The sequence below is a fragment of the Tomitella gaofuii genome (assembly GCF_014126825.1).
GTDB lineage: Bacteria > Actinomycetota > Actinomycetes > Mycobacteriales > Mycobacteriaceae > Tomitella > Tomitella gaofuii.
The window spans coordinates 553,648-574,119 of sequence record NZ_CP059900.1; the positions used below are offsets into that span (position 1 = coordinate 553,648).

A 20,472-nucleotide genomic window follows, 5' to 3' on the forward strand; every position below is an offset into this window, starting at 1 on the left:
ATAAGGAGAGAGAACATGGCGAAGCGGTATGAGTATGTACTTCCAGAGCACAACGTTCATTACGGTGTACGTATCGCCGTCAACGAACTGAAAATTGACCCGGAGGCGCAGCGAACCCTCAATGAGAGGCGCGCGCAGAAGCTGGCGAAGGAGTTCATCCCTGAAGCCGTGGGTACCGTAATCGTCTCTGAGCGCGAGAACGGAGATAAGTACATCGTCGACGGTCAGCACCGGTGGCGTGCAAGCCAGATTCTGGATTGCGAGACAGTGGTATGTGAAGTGCACAAGGGATTATCGCAAACCGAGGAAGCGATCCTCTTTCTTATTAAGAATCGCGAGAGCTCGAAGCCGTCTGCGCTCGACGAGTACCACATCGGTCTCACCGGTGGGATACCTGTTTTTGTCGACACGCAAAAAGCTCTCGATGCACACGATCTGACGATGGGCAACTCGGGTACGAACTCCGTTGGTGCGGTTAACGGTGTTCTCCGGATTACTGAGAAGTACACCGCGAGGGTGCTCGACCGCACGCTATCTGTTGCCGAAGAGGCATGGGGACGCACGCCCGAGACGTGGGACGGCATGCTGCTGGGTGGCATAGGGGAATTTATCGGACGCCACGGAGACCAAGTCACCGATGATTCAGAGCTGGCTAAGAAGATCGGAAAAAAGGGTCCTGCGTGGAAGTGGAAGGGCGAAATTCACGCGTTGAGCACTGCCGGCGGCACGCAGCACTCGGGCACCGGAGGTCGAGTGATGACCTGCTACAGTCAGGTCGTTGTCACTTGGAACAGAGGCCGCCGCGTCGGTAGTGCCACGAGGGTTGGTGGATAGCCGCTTCGAGACGGGCATTCGGTTTCCGCGACGGCGTCGCGTCACGTAGCGGCCACCGTCCCCCGGGGAGAGGACGGTGGCCGCCCGTCTGGTTAGAAACAGTTCGCAAATTCAATGCAGTTTTGACGGCGCCTAATAGTATCGTAAGTTTGTTAGCTACTAGGCAATAAAATAGACGGCATATCCGTTGCAAGACAAAGATGTAGTCGACGTCATCAAACTAAAGCCAGACGCCGGTTTTGTTGAGAGCGTTGGAGTCCACCGCACGCTTAGCTCAGCGCTTGCGGACCTGGTCGACAACGGCAAAGATGCGGGCGCCGACCGTTTGCTGATCCGGTTGCTCACCAAAAATGATCGCCTCGTGACTGTTGAGACTCTAGACAACGGCTGCGGGATGAATGACTCGATGATCGATAGTGCGATGACGCTTGGCTATCGCAGAATATATGCCACGCGGGACCTTGGTCACTTTGGCATTGGCATGAAAGCGGCTCTGCAGGAAGCAGAGTGCCCGGACGGGCGTCTGAGGGCATGAAGTGGGACCAAAACATGTAGGCCGGGCCCTGCGTTGCGAGGATGAGAGTTACGAAGCTTTCACCTACGCCGCAAGACCCACCTTGCGGCATACCTGGACCGTCGCCGACACCATCTGCCGCACCGTCGAGCTCGGCGTGATCATCACGAATGCCGCGATCAGCGTGACGACCACCTATATCGACTGCCGCCCCGTCGCCTGTCTGAACTGTGCAACTCGGGCAAGAGGCCCCGCGAGGTCGTCTTCCTGGGCGCGCTGCCGCGCAACGCCATGGGCAAGGTGCAGAAGAAGCTGCTCTGCAGCTGAGTCCCCGGCCACAGCTTGGCCCCGGCCCCGGCCCGCCGCTATAGCGGCGGGCCGGGGCCGTCTTCGTTGCCGCTCTCGGTGCCGAGGGTGCGCATTCCCGGCCAACTCCGGGGGCACACGGTGCGCCGCGAACGGTTGTGGCAATCGCTCGCCCAACTCAGTGGGACGGTTGCCGACGGTGTCGCGCGGAGACCCCCGAACGCTTACTGGTTTCGACTGGGCCTGTAAAGAGGCAGGTAGACAAGGGTTACTGCGAGTGTGGTGCGGGCTCGAGGCACTGCTGCGTTCCCGTAGGCCTCGCGCCGGCGATAGCAGATGGACTGTGTGGTGCTTGAGAATGCTCTGTTTGGCCACCGGTTGCCAAGTGGTCTGCGCCACAGTTATAGTCAGCTCAGCGCGCTCACGAGTCGTCAGTGCGGGAGGAAGACCATGACACGCTCCACCTCATCGGGTGTCTCGTCCGCCTTGTCGGCGAGGCTGTTTCGCGCCCGGCGCCGTGACGGCGCCTCTGCCCGTCGGTTCTCGGCACACGGGGCTTCGGAGTTCCGCAGACATGCAGCCGGGTCATTCGCAGAAAACCGATTGTCAGCAGCGCGGTCGCAGCTCAGGGGCTGAGCGATGCACGATTCCGCCTCTTTCACGATCAACGAACAATCCTAGGGAGACCGCAATGAGAGAACGCTCATGGCTGGTTGGGCTCGTCGTGTTGCTGGTGGGTCTGCTCACCCTGTCGGCGTGCGCCGGCGGCGGCGGTTCGGCAGGCTCCGGGGGGAACTCGGATAAGCTCACTATTGGCGCGATCGGTAGTAATGCATGGTCGTTCGATCCAGTAGAAAGCAAGATTGGACCGATGCTCCAGTTTGTGCAGCCGGTTTACGATTCGCTCGTGAGGCGGGAACCCGACGGAACCCTTGTGCCCATGCTGGCGACCGATTGGAAGTACAACGCCGACCGGACGAAACTGACGTTGACCATCCGTTCGGGCGTGACCTTCACCGATGGGACCCCGGTGAACGCGGAGGCCGTGAAGGTCAACCTGGACAGGTTCCGCACCGGAAACGGACCCGATGCCAAGAAGTTGAGCCGGGTGGAGAACGTCGAGACCCAGGGTGAATCGACGGTGGTCCTCACCCTCTCGGACCGCGACCCCTCGCTCCTGGAGAACCTCGGCAACTCTGCGGGATTCATCGCCAGCCCCACCGCCATCGAGGCGGGGAACATCGGGACGGATCCGGTGGGCAGCGGCCCGTACACGCTCGACACCGCGAACTCGGTTGACGGTTCGGAGTACACGTACGTCAAGAACCCGGACTACTGGGACGAGTCGCTGCAGAAGTACGACACGATCGTCATCAAGCAGTTCAACGACACCACGTCGATGCTCAACGCGCTGCTCTCCGGCCAGATCGACGCGGGACCGCTCACGCCCAACACGGCGGAGCAGGCCAAGAACGCCGGCATGACCGAGTACCGCTACTCGACCGACTGGCAGGGACTGCTCATCTTCGACAGGGACGGCACTAAGATCCCGGCTTTGAAGGATCCGCGTGTCCGCCAGGCCATCAACTATGCGATCGACAAGAAGGCGCTGCTCGACCAGGTTCTCAACGGTTATGGCACCGTGACCAGCCAGATCCTGCCGCCGTCGGCCGACGGGTTCGCACCCGATCTGGACACGGCCTACCCGTACGACCCGGAGAAGGCCCGCAAGCTGTTGGCCGACGCGGGCTACGCGGACGGTTTCGCCGTGGAGATGCCGACCGTCTCCGGTCTGTTCCCGCAAGCCCTGGTCGCCGGGCTCGGAAAGTACCTTGGTGACGTCGGGATCGACGTGCGGTGGCAGCCCATCCAGGTGGCCGACCTCGTCGCAAGTCTGGCTCAAGGCAAGTACGCAATGAGCTGGTACTCCCTGTTCCAGGGGTCCGCGTGGGTCACAGCAACGCAGGTGATCCTGCCGGACGCTATCTATAACCCGTTCCACTCGAGCACCCCCGAGGTGGCCGCGACTCTGCAGAAGCTGCAGGACGGCGACGACGCCCAGCAGGCCGCGGCGGCGACCGATCTCAACGCCGAGATGACCGAGCAGGCGTGGTTCGCCCCCTTCTACCGCAAGGACGAGGTCTACTTCACCGCCGCCGGCACGACGACGAAGCCGCAGGCGCAACAGGTCGTGCCTTCGATCTACAACTTCGCGCCCGCGCAGTAACAGCACGGTGGCGCACTGATGGAGTTTCGATGATCTCGTTCATTACCCGACGATTGGCCGCCGGCGTCGTCGTCCTGTTCGCCGTGTCGACAGTCACCTTCTTTCTCCTGTACTTCTCGTCGGCCAACGTCGCCAGGGAGATCCTGGGCGACAATGCGACGGCGGAGCAGGTGGAGCTCAAGAAGAAGGCACTGGGCCTCGACCAGCCCCTGATGAGTCGTTACTGGGCCTGGTTGAAGGACGCGCTGCAGGGACAGTTCGGGGCGTCATGGTTCAGCGGCAGGTCGGTGACCGACAGCATCATGAGCAGGCTGCCGGCGACCATGTCGGTGGTGCTCGTGACGATCATCGTGGTCGCGATCGTTTCCGTGCTGATCGGTGTCGCCGCGGCCGTCCGGCGCGGATGGGTGGACCGGGGCCTGCAGGTGGTGTCGATCTCCGGTGCGGCGGTACCGCAGTTCGTCGTCGCCATCGTGATCGTGTCCGTCTTCGCGATCAGGCTCCGTTGGTTCCCTGCGACGGGCTATGAACGCTGGTCGGACGGCCCGGGGCTGTGGGCGGCGTCGATCACGCTGCCGGTGTTGGCGCTGACGGTGAGTGGCGTGGCGTCTACCGCGCAGCAGGTGCGCAGCTCGACGATCAAGGTGCTGGAAATGGATTACATCCGCACGCTCCGCAGCCGCGGGCTGGGATCGTCCGAGGTGCTGTTCCGCCACGCGCTCCGCGGCGCCAGCCCCGCCGGCCTCACCGTGCTGTCGCTGCACTTCATCTCGATCCTTGGCGGCGTGGTCGTGATCGAGCAGATATTCGCTCTGCCCGGCATCGGCTTCCTCGCGCTGGAATCGACAACGCGCGGCGACATGCCGGTCCTCATGGGGGTCGTCGTCTACACGGTCATCCTGGTGGTGGTCATCAACCTGCTCGTGGACCTGGCCGTCGGTTGGCTCAATCCGAAAGCGAGGGTCTCGTGAGCAGTACTGCGGAAGAGGATGTGCAGGCCGCTCGCACCGCGGCGGGCGACGCCCGCGATGCGAGCTTGTGGAAGCGCCTTGTCCGCAACCCGATGGGCGCGATCGCGCTCATGATCCTGGGGATCGTGGTGGTGGCGGCGGTGTTCGGGCAGTGGCTGGCCCCGCTGGATCCCGACCAGGTGGACCTCCAGGATGCTCTGCAGCCGATGAGCGGATCCCACTGGCTCGGCACCGACAGTGCGGGGCGCGACGTGCTCAGCCGCCTCATCGTCGGCAGCAGGACCACCCTGATCGCGGCGGCGCTGGCGACTGTCGTCGCCATCGTCATCGGCGTTCCGTCGGGTCTTGTCGCCGGCTACTTCGGCGGCGCCCTGGACTCCGCGGCCAACTGGATCAACAACGTTCTGCTGTCCCTCCCTGCCATCATCGTCCTCTTGGCGGTGAGCGCCTCACTGGGCAAGAGCGTGTGGGTGTCGATGGCTGCCCTCGGCATCCTGATGTCGCCGGGGATGTTCCGATTGACGTACACCGCGGTGCAGAGCGTCCGCGGCGAGCTCTACGTGGACGCGGCACGGGTGTCCGGACTGAGCGATGTGACGATCGTCAGGCGTCACATACTCGTCGTGGTGCGCGCCCCGCTGGTCATTCAGGCGGCCATCCTCTGCGGCATCGCCATCGGCGTGCAGGCGATCCTGGACTTCCTGGGACTGGGCGACGGACTGTCGGCCACGTGGGGACTGATGCTGAGCGAGGGGTTCACGAACATCTACCGTGACCCGATGCTGGCGGTGTGGCCGGCGGTCGCGATCACGGTCACGGTGGCGGCCTTCGTGCTGCTCGGCAACGCCGTCCGGGATGCGTTGGAGGACAAGCCCCAGGCGCCGTCGACGCGGCGCAAGGGGCACAAGGTTCGGGGCGGCGGCGAGGTGGCCGGCGCCGTTCCCGCGCCGCCGGCCGCCGACCACCTGCTGTCCGTCGCGTCCCTCGGAATCGGGTATCCGCGCCCGGACCGCACGACGAAGCAAGTCGTCCAGGACGTGTCGCTGCACGTGGACCGCGGCGAGGTTCTTGGCCTCGTCGGCGAGTCGGGATCCGGGAAGACTCAGACGGCGTACGCGCTGCTGGGCCTGCTCCCCGACGAGGCGATGATCACCGGAGGGCGGGTCGTCTTCGACGAGCGGACCCTGGTGGCACCCGGCTCGGACCACCGCCGCGGCAAGACCTGGGAGGAAATACGCGGCAAGAGGATTGCGTACATCCCGCAGGAGCCGATGAGCAACCTCGACCCGAACTTCACGATCGGCCACCAGCTGGTGCGGCCGATGGTGAAGGTGCTGAAGGTCTCCCGGCGGGAGGCCAAGGCGAAGGTCCTGGAGCTGTTGACGGAGGTGGGGATCCCGGATCCGGCCAGGACGTTTGCGGCATACCCGCACGAGGTGTCCGGCGGCATGGCGCAGCGCGTCCTGATCGCTGGCGCCGTGAGCTGCAACCCGGACCTGCTCATCGCCGACGAACCGACGACGGCGCTGGACGTGACCGTGCAGGCGGACGTGCTCGATCTCCTCCGGCATCTGCAGCAGCGCAGGAACATGGCCGTCGTACTGGTCACCCACGATTTCGGCGTCGTCGCCGACCTCTGCGACCGGGTCGCGGTCATGCAGAACGGCCGCATCGTCGAAACCGGGACAGTACGCGACGTCCTGCGGTCGCCGTCCGCGGAGTACACGGGGGAGCTGCTCGGGGCGGTGCTGGAAGGAAAGGAGCCGATGACGACGCTGAGCACCACGATTGGTGAAGAACCCGTCGCCCGGCCGACGGCTTCGAGTGTGGCGGAGGCCGACCTGTGCTGACAAACGACAGCGCCGACACGGGCGGACGGCTTCTCGATGTGGACCGGCTCGTCGTCGACTACCCCGGTAAAGGATTCCGGGCCAAGCCGTTCCGGGCGTTGACCGATATCGACGTCGCAATCGACGCGGGTGAGACGCTGGGGCTGGTGGGGGAGTCGGGCTCGGGCAAGACCACCCTGGGGCGGGCGGTCCTGGGACTGACGCCGATCACCGGCGGCGGCATCCGGTTCGACGGTACTGACATCACGCGCGCCGACAGGAGGACTCGGCGCGCGCTGAGCCGTGACCTGCAGGTGGTCTTCCAGGACCCGTACACCTCGCTCAACCCGTCCATGACCATCGGTGACATCCTGTCGGAGCCGCTGACGGTCCAGGGGCAGGAGAAGTCGGCGGCCCGGAACCGTGTGCGCGAGGTGCTCGACCAGGTCAGCCTTCCGCGGGATGCGATCAAGCGCCTGCCGCGGGAGTTCAGCGGCGGGCAGCGGCAGCGCATCGCCATCGCGCGGGCGCTCGCCGTGCGCCCGAAGCTCATCGTGTGCGACGAGCCGGTCAGCGCCCTCGACCTGTCGACGCAGGCGAAGGTGCTGGACCTGCTGTTGGAGATCCGTCGCGAAACCGGCGTGGCCTACCTGCTCATCTCGCATGATCTGGACGTGGTCCGGCACATCAGCCACCGCGTCGCGGTGATGCGCGCGGGCACGATCGTCGAGCAAGGCCGCGCGGAGACGGTCACCGGCAGCCCGAGCCATCCGTACACGCGGCGGCTGTTGCTTGCCTCGCCGGTGGCCGATCCGGACCGGCAGCGTGAGCGGCGGTCGCACCGTCGCCGGCTGATTGACGAACAAGAGATGGATGGAGCTGCCGTACAGGCGCATTGATCGAATGCCAAGGCGATGAACACGCGGCCGGATCGGTGGTCACGGAGCGCTGTGAATCGGTCGTAGTCGAGTTCTACGTCGTCACGTCGTAGGGGAAAGAGGGACAAGTGGATCTGCAGCGTATGGCGCGCATCGGTTCGGTGGACGAGCGCTTCCAGTCGTACAACATCGAGATGGTCGCGGTGACCGGAGGCAATTTCTGGAAGCCTTATGATGCGGTGCGCCCCGCATCGGGCGTGTCCACCGAATCGTCGGACGCGGACGGTCCAGCCGGCCTCGACCCGGGGATGTTCCAGTACCGGCCGCCGCGGGATCTGTCGGAGCCGCGGTTGCGAAAGCTCGCCGCCGCGCTCGGACCGTCCTACGTTCGGGTGAGTGGCACGTGGGCCAACTCCACCTACTTCGCCGACACGGACACCCCGCCAGCGGAGGCACCCGAGGGATTCAGGGGCGTCCTGACCCGCAACCAGTGGCGCGGGGTCGTCGACTTCGCGGACGCTGTGGACGCGAAGATCGTCACGTCGTTCGCCATCAGCGAGGGAACGCGGGACAACTCCGGCAGGTGGACATCCGCGCTGGCGGAGCGATGGCTTGAATTCACTCACTCGGTAGGAGGAATGATCGCTGCCGCGGAGTTCATGAACGAACCCAACACGGGTCCGTCTGGGGGGACGCCAGAGGGTTATAGTGCCGAAGACTATGGGAAAGACTTTGCAAATTTTGCAACATTTTCTGATTGTGTTGCACCTGAAATGATTGTACTTGGGCCGGGCTCGGGTGGAGACCGCCGCGTAACAGAGGGGCGAGGCGAGCGTTCCGATGCTTTCGCTGAGTTCTTTGAATCCGCGGGGATGCTTTACACTTCCGACTTGCTTGCGGCGACGGGTCCGGCTGTCGACGCGTTCTCCTATCACCACTATGGGGCCGTGTCGGAGCGCGGCGCGGTGTTGGGGCTTCCGCAGACCACTCCGGACGACGCGACATCGGACGAATGGCTGGACAGCACCTACGCGAGCTGCAAATTCTACAGCGAAATGCGGGACGAGTACGAACCAGGAAAGCCACTGTGGCTGACTGAGGTCGCGGAAAGCGGATGTGGCGGGAACCACTGGGCGGGGACCTTTCTGGACACGTTCCGCTATGTCGACCAATTGGGTCGGCTGGCGCAGGAGGGTGTGCAGGTGGTCATGCACAACACCCTGGAATCAAGCGACTACGCCTTGCTCGACGAGGACGATTTCACCCCGCGCCCCAACTATTGGGCCGCGGTGCTGTGGCAGCGATTGATGGGGAGGATCGTGCTGGATCCGGGCGACGGCGGCCCCGACGGCCTCCGGGTTTACGCGCACAGCCACCGCGACGCTTCCGGCGGGGTGTCGCTCGTTGTCCTCAACGCTGATCGCGCGCAGTCCCGCACCTTCGCGGTTCCGGCCGATGCCCTGCGGTACACGCTCGATGCGGACCGGCTCGATTCCGGTCGTGTGCGGCTCAACGGGCGGTACCTCGAGCTCGACGCCGACGGCACCGTGCCGGAGCCGGCCGGTGAGCCCATCGGCGCGGGCGATCTGGTGCTAGCCCCCGCCTCGATCACGTTCGTCGCGATTCCCGATGCGGCCCATCCAGCGTGCGCGTGACGGCCCGCGAAGAAGAGGTGGCAATCGGTTGCCATCGGAATTGGGCAGGTTTACAATTTCCGTTATGAGCGAGGACGACAGCACCGCTGCGGCCGCGGGATCACTGTCGGCGCGCCCGGCGGCGACGATATACGACATCGCCGACCTCGCCGGGGTGAACCCGTCCACCGTGTCGCGCGCGCTGACGAAGCCCGGCCGCATCAGCGCACGTACCGAGAAGAAGATCCGCGACGCCGCCGCGCAGCTGAACTACCGGGTCAACCCGATGGCCCGCGCGCTGCCGACGGGGCGCACCCGCACGCTGGGCCTGCTGGTCGCCGACCTCACCAACCCGATGTTCTTCGACGTGATGCGCGGGGCGGAGCAGTCGGCGAGCCGCAGCGGCTACACCCTGGTGCTGGCCGAATCGCAGGAGTCGGGGGAACGCGAGCTGCAGGCGGCGGGCCGGGTGGCGCCGTCCGTCGACGGGCTGGTGCTGGTGACCACGCGCATGACGGACGACGAGATCTGCCGCATCGCCGGGGGAAAACCGCTGGTGGTGGTCAACCGCCGCGTCGAGTCGATCCCGGCGGTGGTGCCCGACTTGCAGTCCGGGGTGGGCGAGGCGCTCGAGCACCTGCACGGCGCGGGGCACCGGTCGGTGGCGTACCTGTCCGGCCCCGCACGGTCGTGGATGAGCCGGGCCCGTTGGGAGCTCATTCTCGACGGGGCGGTCGCGCTGGGCATGAACGTGGTCGAGATCGGGCCGAACGCGCCGACGCTCGACGGGGGACGCGCCGCGCTCACGCGGGTGCGCGCGGCCGGCGTGACGGCGGTGATCGCCTACAACGACCTCGTGGCGATCGGCCTCATGCAGCAGGCGCAGGAGGGCGGGTTGGACGTCCCGGGCGCGATGAGCATCGTCGGGTTCGACGACATCTTCGGCTCCGACTTCACCTCGCCCAAGCTCACGACCATCTCGATCCCGTACGAGCGCATCGGCGAGCTGGCCATCGGCGAGGTGCTCGCGCTCATCGGCGACGCGCCCGGCGTGACGACGGATCCGGGCGCCGCGGAGGGGACGAGCGGGGTGGCCGCGGCGGATCTCGCGACGCGCCTCACGGTGCGGGGCTCGACGGGGCCGGCGCGCGGCACCTGACGGGCCGCCGCGGCGCAGCGGCCGCCCCCCACAACGTTTTGGCAATCGATTGACACAGTAAGGAAGGCCATTGGTCACCGACGCATCGGCACAGGGATGGGAGCTCGATCCCGACAGGCTCTTCCCCGCCGACCCGACCATCCGCGGGATCGCGCGCGAGCTCTACGCCGCGGTGGCCCGCCGGCCGATCCTCTCGCCGCACGGCCACGTGCCGGCCGCGCTGCTGCGCGACAACGTCCCGTTCGCGAACGCCACCGAGCTGTTCCTCCGCCACGACCACTACGTCACCCGTCTGCTGCACGCGGCGGGCTTCACGCTGGAGGAGGTCGGCGTCCCCGCGTTGGACGGCACGCGCCCCGCCGCACCGCCGCGCGAGGCGTGGCGCCGGTTCTGCGCGCACTGGCCGCACTTCGCCGGCACCGCCTCCGCCTACTGGTTGCGGGACGTGTTCGTGACGCAGTTCGGCATCACCGAACAGCCGAGCGCAGAGAACGCTGACGCGCTCTTCGACCGGATCGGCGCGCGCCTGGCCACCGACGCGTTCCTGCCGCGCGCGTTGTTCGACCGGTTCGACATCGCGCTGCTCGCCACCACCGACGACCCGCTCGACGACCTGGCCGCGCACAGCGCACTCGCCGCCGACCCCGGCTTCCGCGGCCGCGTGGTCCCCACCTTCCGGCCCGACGCCTACCTCGACCCGTCGACCCCGGGCTGGCACGAATGCGTCGCGCTGTTGGCGCGGCGGCACGGCACGCCGGAATCCAGCTACGACGGCTACCTCGACGCGCTCCGGGAACGCCGGCGGTACTTCCTCGACCACGGCGCGGTCTCCGCCGACCACGGCGTGCGCGAGCCGCTCACGGTGGAGTTGGACCGCGACGACGCGGCCGCGCTGTTCACCCGGCTGCTGCGCGGCGCCGGCACCGCTGCGGACGCGCGCCTGTTCGCCGGCCACATGCTCTTCGAGATGGCGCGGATGAGCGTCGACGACGGCCTGGTGATGACCGTCCATCCGGGCGTGCACCGCAACCACAGCACCGACACCTTCGAGGTCTACGGGCCGGACACGGGGCATGACATCCCCGTGCGCACCGAGTACGTGCAGTCGATGCAGCCGCTGCTGCGCCGGTTCGGCACCGCCCCCGGCTTCCACCTGGTGCTGTTCACCGTCGACGAGACCGTGTATTCGCGGGAGATCGCGCCGCTGGCCGGCTTCTACCCCAGCGTGTACATCGGCGCCCCCTGGTGGTTCCTCGACGCGCCCGACGCCGTCGGCCGATTCCGCGCCGCCACCACCGAGACCGCCGGCTTCTACCGGAGCTCCGGGTTCATCGACGACACCCGGGCCTTCCTCTCGATCCCCGCGCGGCACGACATGTCGCGGCGGCTCGACGCGGCCTACCTGGCCCGGCTCGTCGCCGAGGGGCGGCTCGACGAGGCTTCCGCCCACCGGATCATCGACGATCTCGTGGATGCCCAGCCGCGGAAGGTGTTCAAGCTGTGACGCCCACCGGATCACCCGCCGTGGCACCGCCGCTCACCCGCGCCGCGGTGGCCGCGCCGGCGCCGCCGGTGCGCATCGTGCACATGGGCCTCGGCGCGTTCCACCGTGCGCATCAGGCTTGGTACACGGCCCGCAGCGCCGACGCGGACGCGTGGGGCATCGCGGCCTTCACCGGCCGGTCGCCGCAGGCCGCCGAGGAACTGTCCGCGCAGGGCGGCCTGTACACCTTGATCGAGCGGGGCGACGACGAGGACCGCGCAGTGATCGTGCCGAGCATCAGCGCCGCCCTCGACGGTGCGGACATGACGGCGTTCCGCGCGCACGTGTCCGCGCCGGCGACCGCGGTCGTGACGCTGACGGTGACCGAGCCCGGGTACCACCTGCGGCCGGACGGCGAGATCGACCTCGACGATCCCGCGGTGGCCGCCGACATCCGCGGGCTGTCCGCAGAGCCCGCGTCGGCCGCGCCGACCACGGCGCCGGGGCGCCTTCTCGCAGGGCTGGAGGCGCGGCGACGGGGCAGGGCCGGGCCCATCGCCGTCGTGCCCTGCGACAACATCCCCGCGAACGGCGCCCTCGTGCACCGCGCGCTGACGCGCCTCGCCGGCGAGGTCGATCCGGGGCTCGCCCGGTGGATCGAGGAGACCGTCGCATTCGTCTCGACCTCCGTCGACCGCATCACCCCGCGCACCACCGACGCCGACCGCGCCGCCACGACGGCGCTCACCGGCTACGCCGACGCCGCCCCCGTGGTGACCGAGCCGTTCACCGACTGGGTCCTCAGCGGCGAGTTCCCCGCCGGCCGCCCGGAGTGGGAGAGCGCCGGGGCGCGGATCGTCGCGGACATCGCGCCGTTCGAGCAGCGCAAACTGCGGCTGCTCAACGGCGCGCACAGCCTGCTCGCGTACCTCGGGATCCTCCGCGGGCACGGCACTGTCGCCGAGGCCATCGCGGATCGCGGCTGCCGGTCCGCCGTCGAGGAGTTCTGGGCCGAGGCGCGCCGCGGGATGCCGCCGGCGCTCGGCGCCGAGGACTACTGCGCCGCCCTGACCGCGCGCTTCGCCAACCCGCGCATCGCCCACCACCTGCGTCAGATCGGCATGGAAGGCGTGAGCAAGCTCGCCGTGCGCGTCACCCCGGTGGCACGACAGGAACGCGCCGCCGGGCGGAGTGCCGCCGGATGCGTTGTGCCCCTGGCCGCCTGGACTGCACTTGCCACGCGCGGCCGGCTGCCGGCCGACGCCCACGCCGACGCCGTCCGGCGGGCCGCCCACGCGGACGACCCCGCCGCCGCCCTGATCGCGCTGCTCGACGCGGAGCTCGCCGCCGACGCGCCCTTCCTCGACCGGATCCGCAGGTGCGCCGCCGAACTGGGCGGGCCGCAGTCCACCGAACGCAACCCCCACTGAAACGAGAGAACCCATGCTGACACCGCAGAACAGTGCCACCCGCGAGCTCGTGAACCTCGACGGACTCTGGGCGTTCGCCGTCGACACCGACCGGGTCGGCTTCGACGAGCAGTGGTGGACGCGGCCGCTGCAGACCACGCTGGAGGCGCCCGTGCCCGCCAGCTACAACGACCTGTTCGTCGACCCGCGCATCCGCGACCACGTGGGCTGGGTGTGGTACCAGCGCACCGTCCGGGTGCCGCGCGGCTGGAACGGGCAGCAGATCATCGTCCGCGTCGACTCGGCCATGCACGAGGGCATCGTCTACGTCGACGGCACACAGGTGGCGCACCACGACACCGGCGGCTACACGCCGTTCGAGGCGGACGTCACCGAGCACGCGACCGCGGGGACCGAGCTCCGGCTGACGATCGCCGTCAACAACGAGCTGTCGAACGTGACGATCCCGCCGGGCGAGGTCACCGTCGACGCCCGGGGCCGCCGCAAGCAGAAGTACTATCACGACTTCTACAACTATGCGGGCCTGGCACGGTCGGTGTGGCTGGCGAGCCGCCCGCAGACCCACGTCGCCGACGTCACCGTCACCACCGGTTACGAGGGCATGACCGGATCGGTCGATGTGGACACGCAGCTCAGCGGCGACGGCGCAGACGTCCGGCTCACCCTGCGCGACGCCGAGGGGGAGGTCGTCGCCCGCGCGGACGGTGCGCACGCACGGTTGACGATCGACGACGTGACGCTGTGGCAGCCGGGTGCGGCGTACCTGTATGAGCTCACGGTCGAGGCGCACGACGGCGGCGGCCTCGTCGACGAGTACACGCTGCCCGTGGGCGTGCGCACCGTCGAGGTGCGTGGCGCCGAGTTCCTCATCAACGGGGAACCCTTCCGCTTCACCGGGTTCGGCCGCCACGAGGACACCCCTGTGCGGGGCAAGGGACACGACAACGCCTACCTGGTCCACGACTTCCAGCTGATGGAGTGGATGGGCGCCAACTCGTTCCGCACCTCCCACTACCCGTACGCGGAGGAGGTGATGGACTTCGCGGACCGGCACGGCATCGTCGTGATCGACGAGGTCGCCGCCGTGGGGCTCAACCTCGGCGTGGCCAGCGGGCTGTTCGGTACGGAGGCGAAGCGCACCTTCAGCCCCGAGTACATCAACGACGAGACGCAGGCAGTGCACAAGGAGCACATCCGCGAGCTCATCGCCCGCGATAAGAACCACCCGTCCGTGGTGATGTGGTCGATCGCCAACGAGCCCGGCTCGCACGAGGACGGCTCGCGGGAGTACTTCGAGCCCCTCGTGACGCTCACCCGCGAACTGGACCCGACCCGCCCGGTGACGTTCGTGAACATGATGCTCGCCGTCGCCGGCCAGGACAGGATCTCGGACCTGTTCGACGTGCTCTGCCTCAACCGTTACTACGGCTGGTACGTCGACACCGGCGACCTGGAGGCCGCGGAGGCCGGCCTGGAGCAGGAACTGTCGCAGTGGCAGGAGATGTACGGCAAGCCGATGATCATGACCGAGTACGGCGCCGACACCATGCAGGGGATGCACTCGGTGTGGGACACCCCGTGGACCGAGGAGTACCAGGTGGCGCTGCTGGACATGTTCCACCGGGTGCACGATCGCATCCCCGCCATGATCGGCGAGCACGTGTGGAACTTCGCCGACTTCCAGACCTCGGCCGGGATCATCCGCGTGGACGGCAACAAGAAGGGCGTGTTCACCCGCGACCGCAAGCCCAAGGCCGCCGCGCACGCCCTGCGCAGGCGATGGACCGGCGGCCCCGCCTGACCCCGACCCGACCCGCCCGATTCCTCCCCGCACCCAGGAGATTCCATGAAGATCGACAAGGCCGAGGTGATCGTCACCAGCCCGGACCGGAACTTCGTGACCCTCAAACTGACCACCGACGACGGCGTCACCGGACTCGGTGATGCGACGCTCAACGGCCGCGAGCTGGCCTGCGTGGCCTACCTCGACGAGCATGTGGTGCCGCTGCTCATCGGCCGCGACCCCGCGAACATCGAGGACACCTGGCAGTTCCTCTACCGTGGCGGATACTGGCGCCGCGGGCCAGTGACCATGGCGTCGATCGCCGCGGTGGACATGGCGCTGTGGGACATCAAGGGCAAGGTCGCGGGCATGCCCGTGTACCAGCTGCTCGGCGGCGCATCGCGCCACGGCCTGATGGCGTATGGGCACGCCTCCGGCAAGGAGACCCCGGAACTGTTCGACTCGATCCGGTCCCACCAGGAGCGCGGTTACCGTTCCATCCGCGTGCAGACGGGGGTGCCCGGGCTGGAATCGATCTACGGCATCGCCTCCAACCACGGCCTGCCCGGCAATGAGGGCGTGCGCTACGACCACGAACCCGCGCAGCGCGGGGCGCTGCCGATGCAGGAGGACTGGGACACCCGCGCCTACCTGCGGCACGTGCCCGGCGTGTTCGAGGCGGTGCGCGCCGAGTTCGGCCCCGAGCTGCCGCTGCTGCACGACGCGCACCACCGGATGACCCCGCTCGAGGCCGCGCGGCTCGGCAAGTCTCTGGAACCCTACGACCTCGTATGGCTGGAGGACTGCACGCCGGCGGAGAACCAGGAGGCGCTGCGCCTGGTGCGCCGGCACACCACCACGCCGCTGGCCATCGGCGAGGTGTTCAACGCGGCATGGGATTTCCAGACGCTCATCACCGAGCAGCTCATCGACTACGTGCGCGCCGCGTCGACGCATTTCGGCGGGATCACGCCGCTGAAGAAGCTCGCCGACTTCGCGGCGATGTACCAGATCAAGACCGGCTTCCACGGCCCCACCGACATCTCGCCGGTCGGGTTCGCCGCGCAGCTCCACGTGGGCATGGCGATCCACAACTACGGCCTGCAGGAGTACATGGAGCACGGGGAGAAGACGAACCGGGTGTTCCGGCAGTCGATGAGGTTCACCGACGGCTACCTGCACCCGGGGCAGAAGCCGGGGCTCGGCGTCGACCTGGACGTGGACGAGGCCGGAAAGTACCCCTACGCCACCGCGTACCTGCCCTACAACCGGCTCGCCGACGGCACGATGCATGACTGGTGACCACGTGACGGTGCCGGTCGCCGAGCTCACCGCCGCCGTGCGACGGGCGGCGGGGCCGGGGCCGCTCGTCGTCGTGATGGGGGTGTCCGGGTGCGGCAAGACGACGATCGGCGCGGGACTGGCCGAGCTGCTCGGCATCCCGTTCCTCGACGGCGACGACCTGCACCCGGCGGCGAACACGGCGAAGATGGCCGCCGGCATACCGCTGGACGACGACGACCGGTGGCCGTGGCTCGATCGGGTCGGCGACGCGCTGGCCCGTGCCCGCGGAACCGGCGTGGTGATCGCCTGCTCGGCGCTCAAGCGCCGCTACCGCGACGCGATCCGCGCCCACGCACCGGAGGTGGTGTTCGTGCACCTCGCCGCGCCGAAAGAGGTGGTGACCGAGCGCGTCGCGGCGCGCACAGGACACTTCATGCCCGCGGCGCTGCTCGACTCCCAGTACGCGGACCTGGAGTCGCCGGGGGAGGGTGAGCGGTGCATCACCGTCGACGTGACGGGGGCGTTGCCGCCGGGGTGGTAGGGGTGAGCCGGTATTCGGCGGTGCGTAATACGCCGTAGTACGATCCGAAGAGGAGTCGGGCCGTTGGATCGCCGCCGCTACAAGAGGGGCCTGATATGACCGAATCCACGCTGGAAGAGCTGATCAACGCCGAAGCGGAGCACGCAGAACAGAACATGGACGCGCAGCCGACGCCGGACACGGTCATCACGCGTCCTGGTCACGCGCGGTCCACTGTGTTTTCAGTGCGGCTGAATCCGGACGAGGCCGCCGCACTGCAGGCCTACGCCAACGACGCGGGGTTGCCCGCCTCGACGCTCGTCCGTTCGTGGATCATCGACCGGCTCCGTGGCGCCGGACCGTCCGACGCGCTGCGCACCGTCGTACGCGAAGAAGTGCGGGCGGCCGTGCGCGAGGAACTCGCCGGCCACCGCCCGGCCGGTTGAGGAACGGCGAAGAGGATCAGGCGTCCCGCAGCCCTTCACCCCTCGCCGAGCACCGACGTCAACCATGCAAGGTCCAGCTCGGCGCGGCGTCGCCTCTCGGCCTCGCGAGTGAACAGATCCAGTGTCTTCGTCAAGACGAGAGTGTGCGGGCTGCCGGTGCGGCGCGTCTGATGCCGCACCGGCAGGTCCGCGTCGTCGATCGCCTGGTGAATCGCCTGGCGTCGCGGTTTCGCCAGCGGCCACTCCAGTGTGCGGGCGCTCGCGGAGTGGAGAAACTCGGCGAGGCGCTGCGCATCGGCATCGTCGCCACCGGACCAGGGGATCGACCAGTCGTCCGGCGCCCTCGGCGTCTCCTGCGTCATGCCGAGCAGTTGCTGCCGGGTGGCCTCGGCGATCGCGGCGAAGGGCTGCTCGTGCAGCGGCACCTCCGAACGCAGGATCTCCATGAGCAATGGAATCGCATTCTCGCCCAGTGCTCGAAACTCCTCGGCGATGGTCGCCGCCGACGCGTCGTCCGTCACCGACAGGACGGCCAATGCTGCCGCGCCGAGCTTCTCGAGTCGTTCGGTCCTGACCAGCCTGTCCCGGAGCCCGGCACGTCCACGAGCCACAGTGAGCAGCCACTCCTGCATTTCGCGGACGATCGATTCGGCGACCACATGCGCGTCGGCGTCCTCGAGCGCGCGGCACAACGGCGGCAGCGTCGCTTCCACCCATCCCGAGTAATCGCGCCAGCCCACGCGGAACCCGTTGGCCCACTTGCGAAGCAATCCACGAATCCAGGGGGTCGGATAGGCGTGTGCGAGGTCGGCGAGCTGCGGTGCAATATCGACCGACACCATCTCCAGTGTGAACGGCGCCAGGATTCGTGACGCGGCGCCACCGTCCTGGACGCCGGCGGCCACGGACAGCGCTTCGGGGAGGGCGTCCGCCGGCAGGTCATCGAAGTAGGGGGCCAGTGCCTCGGCCGCGCCGCGTCCCCGCTCCAGGTCACCGGCCGCGATCGCCTGGCGGACCGTGCCCAGTGCCCACGCGGGGCTCGCCTCGGCGCGCGTGGCGGATGCGTGCGTCCGTGGCCAGACGATGAGGGCGGCGCGCCGGTACCAACGGTCGACCGTGTTGCCGTAGTTGCCCATGAAGCCTTCGTATTCGGAGGCGTACGGCTGCAGCATGGCGGACGGTGTCACCGCGCACACGTCCTCGTCGCGGAGGGGAAGCCGGATTGTGCCCGGGCTCTCGGCGTCGTCCCACCACGTCAGGGTGACGGAGCCGTCCACGCGCTCGCCGAGCTCGTAGTCGTCGTCCCCGCCGTCGAAGTCGTCCGCATCGAAATCGTCGTAGTACCTGTAGCCGCTGCCGGTGGGCCGCGCGTCCCACGTCTCCTGCACCTCGGCGAGCGCAAGCGCGGATTCGCATTCGGCCGCGCTCGCCGCCGCGCGGAGCAATGCCACCCGTTCCGCATCCGCCCCCTTGAGCAGGCCCGGCGTGAGCCCGTGGCGGCTGTACTCGTGGTCGAGCAGGAAGGCCAGGCGGGTCGGAATGCCGAGTTCGCGGCCGTAGGGGCTGCGGACCGGCGTGCTGAAGTGCTCCGTGAGAAGCGCCGACGCCTCATCGGCGGGGCCCGCGAATCGCGGCTTCGACCCGGTCTCCAACACCAGGTTGTACGTCGCGGTGACGCGGTGGCCCGTGCGCACCGGCAGTACCTGGTGGCGGCGGTCCGCGTAGAACGCGACCAGAACCAGCTCGTCGCGCGAACCCTGGAACTGCCTGATCGTGCCGCCGTCGTCGATGGCGAGCTCGCCGCCGTTGTGTGCGGACGGCAGCATCACCACCAGGCTCGCCACCATCCCGTCGTGTTTCTCGGAATCCTGGTGCGGCGCGAAGAACTGCCCTTTGCCATACACCAGCAGTGAGTGGAACTCGGGGCGCAGGCGTGTGCCGTGCTGGAGGCCGAGCGTCTCGCCCAGCCGCTCCAGGGCATCGGCGAGTTCCTCGTCCCACCCCGCGCCGTCGAGGTGCACCAATTCGGCCGGCACCTCCCACGTGTCGCGGACGTCCGTGTCGAGCAGGGTCTCCTCGCCCTTGCCGAAGTGTGCGGGATGGGCGATCGAGATGAGTTTCTTCGCCTGTGGGGCGCGGATCGGCAGAGGCACCACGCCGAGGCCGTCCACCGACAGGGCGAGCGTCCGCGCCGGAAGGCGGAGCGTCGCGGTGTCCTGCGTGTTCGTCTCGGATCCCGCCAGCAGGCGCCGCAGGGTTTCGCGTGGGGGGATGGCCATGGCTTCTCCCTTCGTAGTGGTGCGGGTACAGCGTGCCCGAGCCGCGTCGGCGGCCGCCCCTCACCCCCGCGCCAGCACCTCGACGTGCGGGATGACGAGCACCCCGTCGGGATCCTGCGCCCACCGCAGCCAGGCGGCGGAGATCTCCTCCAACTCGTCGTGCGTCGCCCAGCCGGCGTCGGTGAGCTGGGCGGCGATCGCCGAGTGCAGGATCCGCTCCGCCCACATCCCGCCCCACCAGGCGCGCGACCGCGCATCGGCGAAGCACCACGTGCTGGACGAGACCTGCACGTCGGCGAACCCGGCGGCGCGCGCCCACGCGGGCAGGCGCCGGCCCGCGTCGGGCTCGCCGCCGTTCGCCCGAGCCGCCGGCGGTACAGCTCCAACCAGCGGTCCAGTTCGGGCGGCTGCGGGAACCACGTGAAACCGGCGTAGTCGGCGTCGCGCACCGCCACCACCCCGTCCGGCCGGCACACCCGCCGCATCTCGCGCAGCGCCTGCACCGGATCACCGACGTGCTGAAGCACCTGGTGCGCGTGGACCACGTCGAACGCGTCGTCGGGGAGATCGAGCCGGTGCGCGTCCGACACGACGCACCGCACGTCCACGCCCCGCTCCGCGCAGGCGGCGCGCGTGAGCGACACGGTCTGCTCGGTCGACTCCACCGCAGTGACGTGGCCGGGCGCGACGGCCTCCGCCAGGTCTGCGGTGATCGTGCCCGGCCCGCTGCCCACGTCGAGCAGGTCCATTCCGGCGCGCAGGTGCGGCAGCAGGTAGGCGGCCGAATCCGCAGCGGTGCGCACGTTGTGCGAGCGCAGCACGGACTCGTGGTGGCCGTGCGTGTAGACGGCGGCGTCGGGAGAGTGCTGAGGGTGCGGCACGGGTGCTCCTAGGG

15 protein-coding genes and 1 pseudogene are annotated in these 20,472 nt (G+C 68.2%); 14 read left to right on the forward strand and 2 right to left on the reverse strand.

The window, feature by feature from the left end; all coding sequences use genetic code 11:
* Positions 1-15 precede the first annotated feature (15 nt).
* From H4F70_RS02640 to H4F70_RS02705, 14 genes are all read left to right on the forward strand, one after another.
* Entirely contained in the window at positions 16-834 is an 819-nt protein-coding gene (locus H4F70_RS02640) for a DUF6551 family protein (protein ID WP_182358939.1), read from the forward strand.
* A gap of 187 nt (positions 835-1,021) precedes the next feature.
* The gene (locus H4F70_RS02645; protein WP_182358940.1) at positions 1,022-1,369 is read left to right on the forward strand and encodes an ATP-binding protein; all 348 of its coding nucleotides are present in this window, start codon (positions 1,022-1,024) and stop codon (positions 1,367-1,369) included.
* A 1,192-nt stretch (positions 1,370-2,561) separates the two neighbouring features.
* Positions 2,562-3,881 (forward strand): ABC transporter substrate-binding protein, encoded by a 1,320-nt coding sequence (locus H4F70_RS02650; protein ID WP_182358941.1) that lies wholly within the window; start codon positions 2,562-2,564, stop codon positions 3,879-3,881.
* A 29-nt stretch (positions 3,882-3,910) separates the two neighbouring features.
* Positions 3,911-4,852 (forward strand): ABC transporter permease, encoded by a 942-nt coding sequence (locus H4F70_RS02655; protein WP_182358942.1) that lies wholly within the window; start codon positions 3,911-3,913, stop codon positions 4,850-4,852.
* Positions 4,849-6,702, forward strand: a complete 1,854-nt coding sequence (locus H4F70_RS02660; protein WP_220471759.1) for a dipeptide/oligopeptide/nickel ABC transporter permease/ATP-binding protein — start codon at positions 4,849-4,851, stop codon at positions 6,700-6,702. Before H4F70_RS02655 ends, H4F70_RS02660 begins: the two co-directional genes overlap by 4 nt.
* The gene (locus H4F70_RS02665) at positions 6,696-7,580 is read left to right on the forward strand and encodes an ATP-binding cassette domain-containing protein (protein WP_182358943.1); all 885 of its coding nucleotides are present in this window, start codon (positions 6,696-6,698) and stop codon (positions 7,578-7,580) included. The genes H4F70_RS02660 and H4F70_RS02665 overlap by 7 nt, the downstream gene beginning before the upstream one ends.
* 107 nt (positions 7,581-7,687) lie before the next feature.
* On the forward strand, positions 7,688-9,214 hold the full coding sequence (locus H4F70_RS02670; RefSeq protein ID WP_182358944.1) for a glycosyl hydrolase family 79 N-terminal domain-containing protein: 1,527 nt from the start codon (positions 7,688-7,690) through the stop codon (positions 9,212-9,214).
* Between the two features lie 64 nt (positions 9,215-9,278).
* Positions 9,279-10,352, forward strand: a complete 1,074-nt coding sequence (locus H4F70_RS02675) for a LacI family DNA-binding transcriptional regulator (protein WP_182358945.1) — start codon at positions 9,279-9,281, stop codon at positions 10,350-10,352.
* Between the two features lie 70 nt (positions 10,353-10,422).
* Positions 10,423-11,856: a glucuronate isomerase gene (gene uxaC / locus H4F70_RS02680; RefSeq protein WP_182358946.1), complete on the forward strand. Its 1,434-nt coding sequence runs from the start codon at positions 10,423-10,425 to the stop codon at positions 11,854-11,856.
* A complete protein-coding gene (locus H4F70_RS02685; RefSeq protein ID WP_235681301.1) occupies positions 11,853-13,265 on the forward strand; it encodes a mannitol dehydrogenase family protein in 1,413 nt (470 codons plus the stop codon). The genes uxaC and H4F70_RS02685 overlap by 4 nt, the downstream gene beginning before the upstream one ends.
* Before the next feature lie 13 nt (positions 13,266-13,278).
* Positions 13,279-15,066: a beta-glucuronidase gene (uidA, locus tag H4F70_RS02690; RefSeq protein ID WP_182358947.1), complete on the forward strand. Its 1,788-nt coding sequence runs from the start codon at positions 13,279-13,281 to the stop codon at positions 15,064-15,066.
* Positions 15,067-15,111: 45 nt separating this feature from the next.
* Complete coding sequence (manD, locus tag H4F70_RS02695) at positions 15,112-16,350, forward strand: D-mannonate dehydratase ManD (protein WP_182358948.1); 1,239 nt, start codon at positions 15,112-15,114, stop codon at positions 16,348-16,350.
* Positions 16,340-16,873: a gluconokinase gene (locus H4F70_RS02700; protein WP_182358949.1), complete on the forward strand. Its 534-nt coding sequence runs from the start codon at positions 16,340-16,342 to the stop codon at positions 16,871-16,873. Before manD ends, H4F70_RS02700 begins: the two co-directional genes overlap by 11 nt.
* 95 nt (positions 16,874-16,968) lie before the next feature.
* Complete coding sequence (locus H4F70_RS02705; RefSeq protein WP_182358950.1) at positions 16,969-17,298, forward strand: hypothetical protein; 330 nt, start codon at positions 16,969-16,971, stop codon at positions 17,296-17,298.
* Between the two features lie 35 nt (positions 17,299-17,333).
* Here H4F70_RS02705 and H4F70_RS02710 read toward each other — a convergent pair whose 3' ends face one another.
* On the reverse strand, positions 17,334-19,577 hold the full coding sequence (locus H4F70_RS02710) for a 2OG-Fe(II) oxygenase (protein ID WP_182358951.1): 2,244 nt from the start codon (positions 19,575-19,577) through the stop codon (positions 17,334-17,336).
* 60 nt (positions 19,578-19,637) lie between these two features.
* Positions 19,638-20,458: pseudogene (locus tag H4F70_RS02715) on the reverse strand (methyltransferase domain-containing protein).
* Between the last annotated feature and the right edge of the window lie 14 nt (positions 20,459-20,472).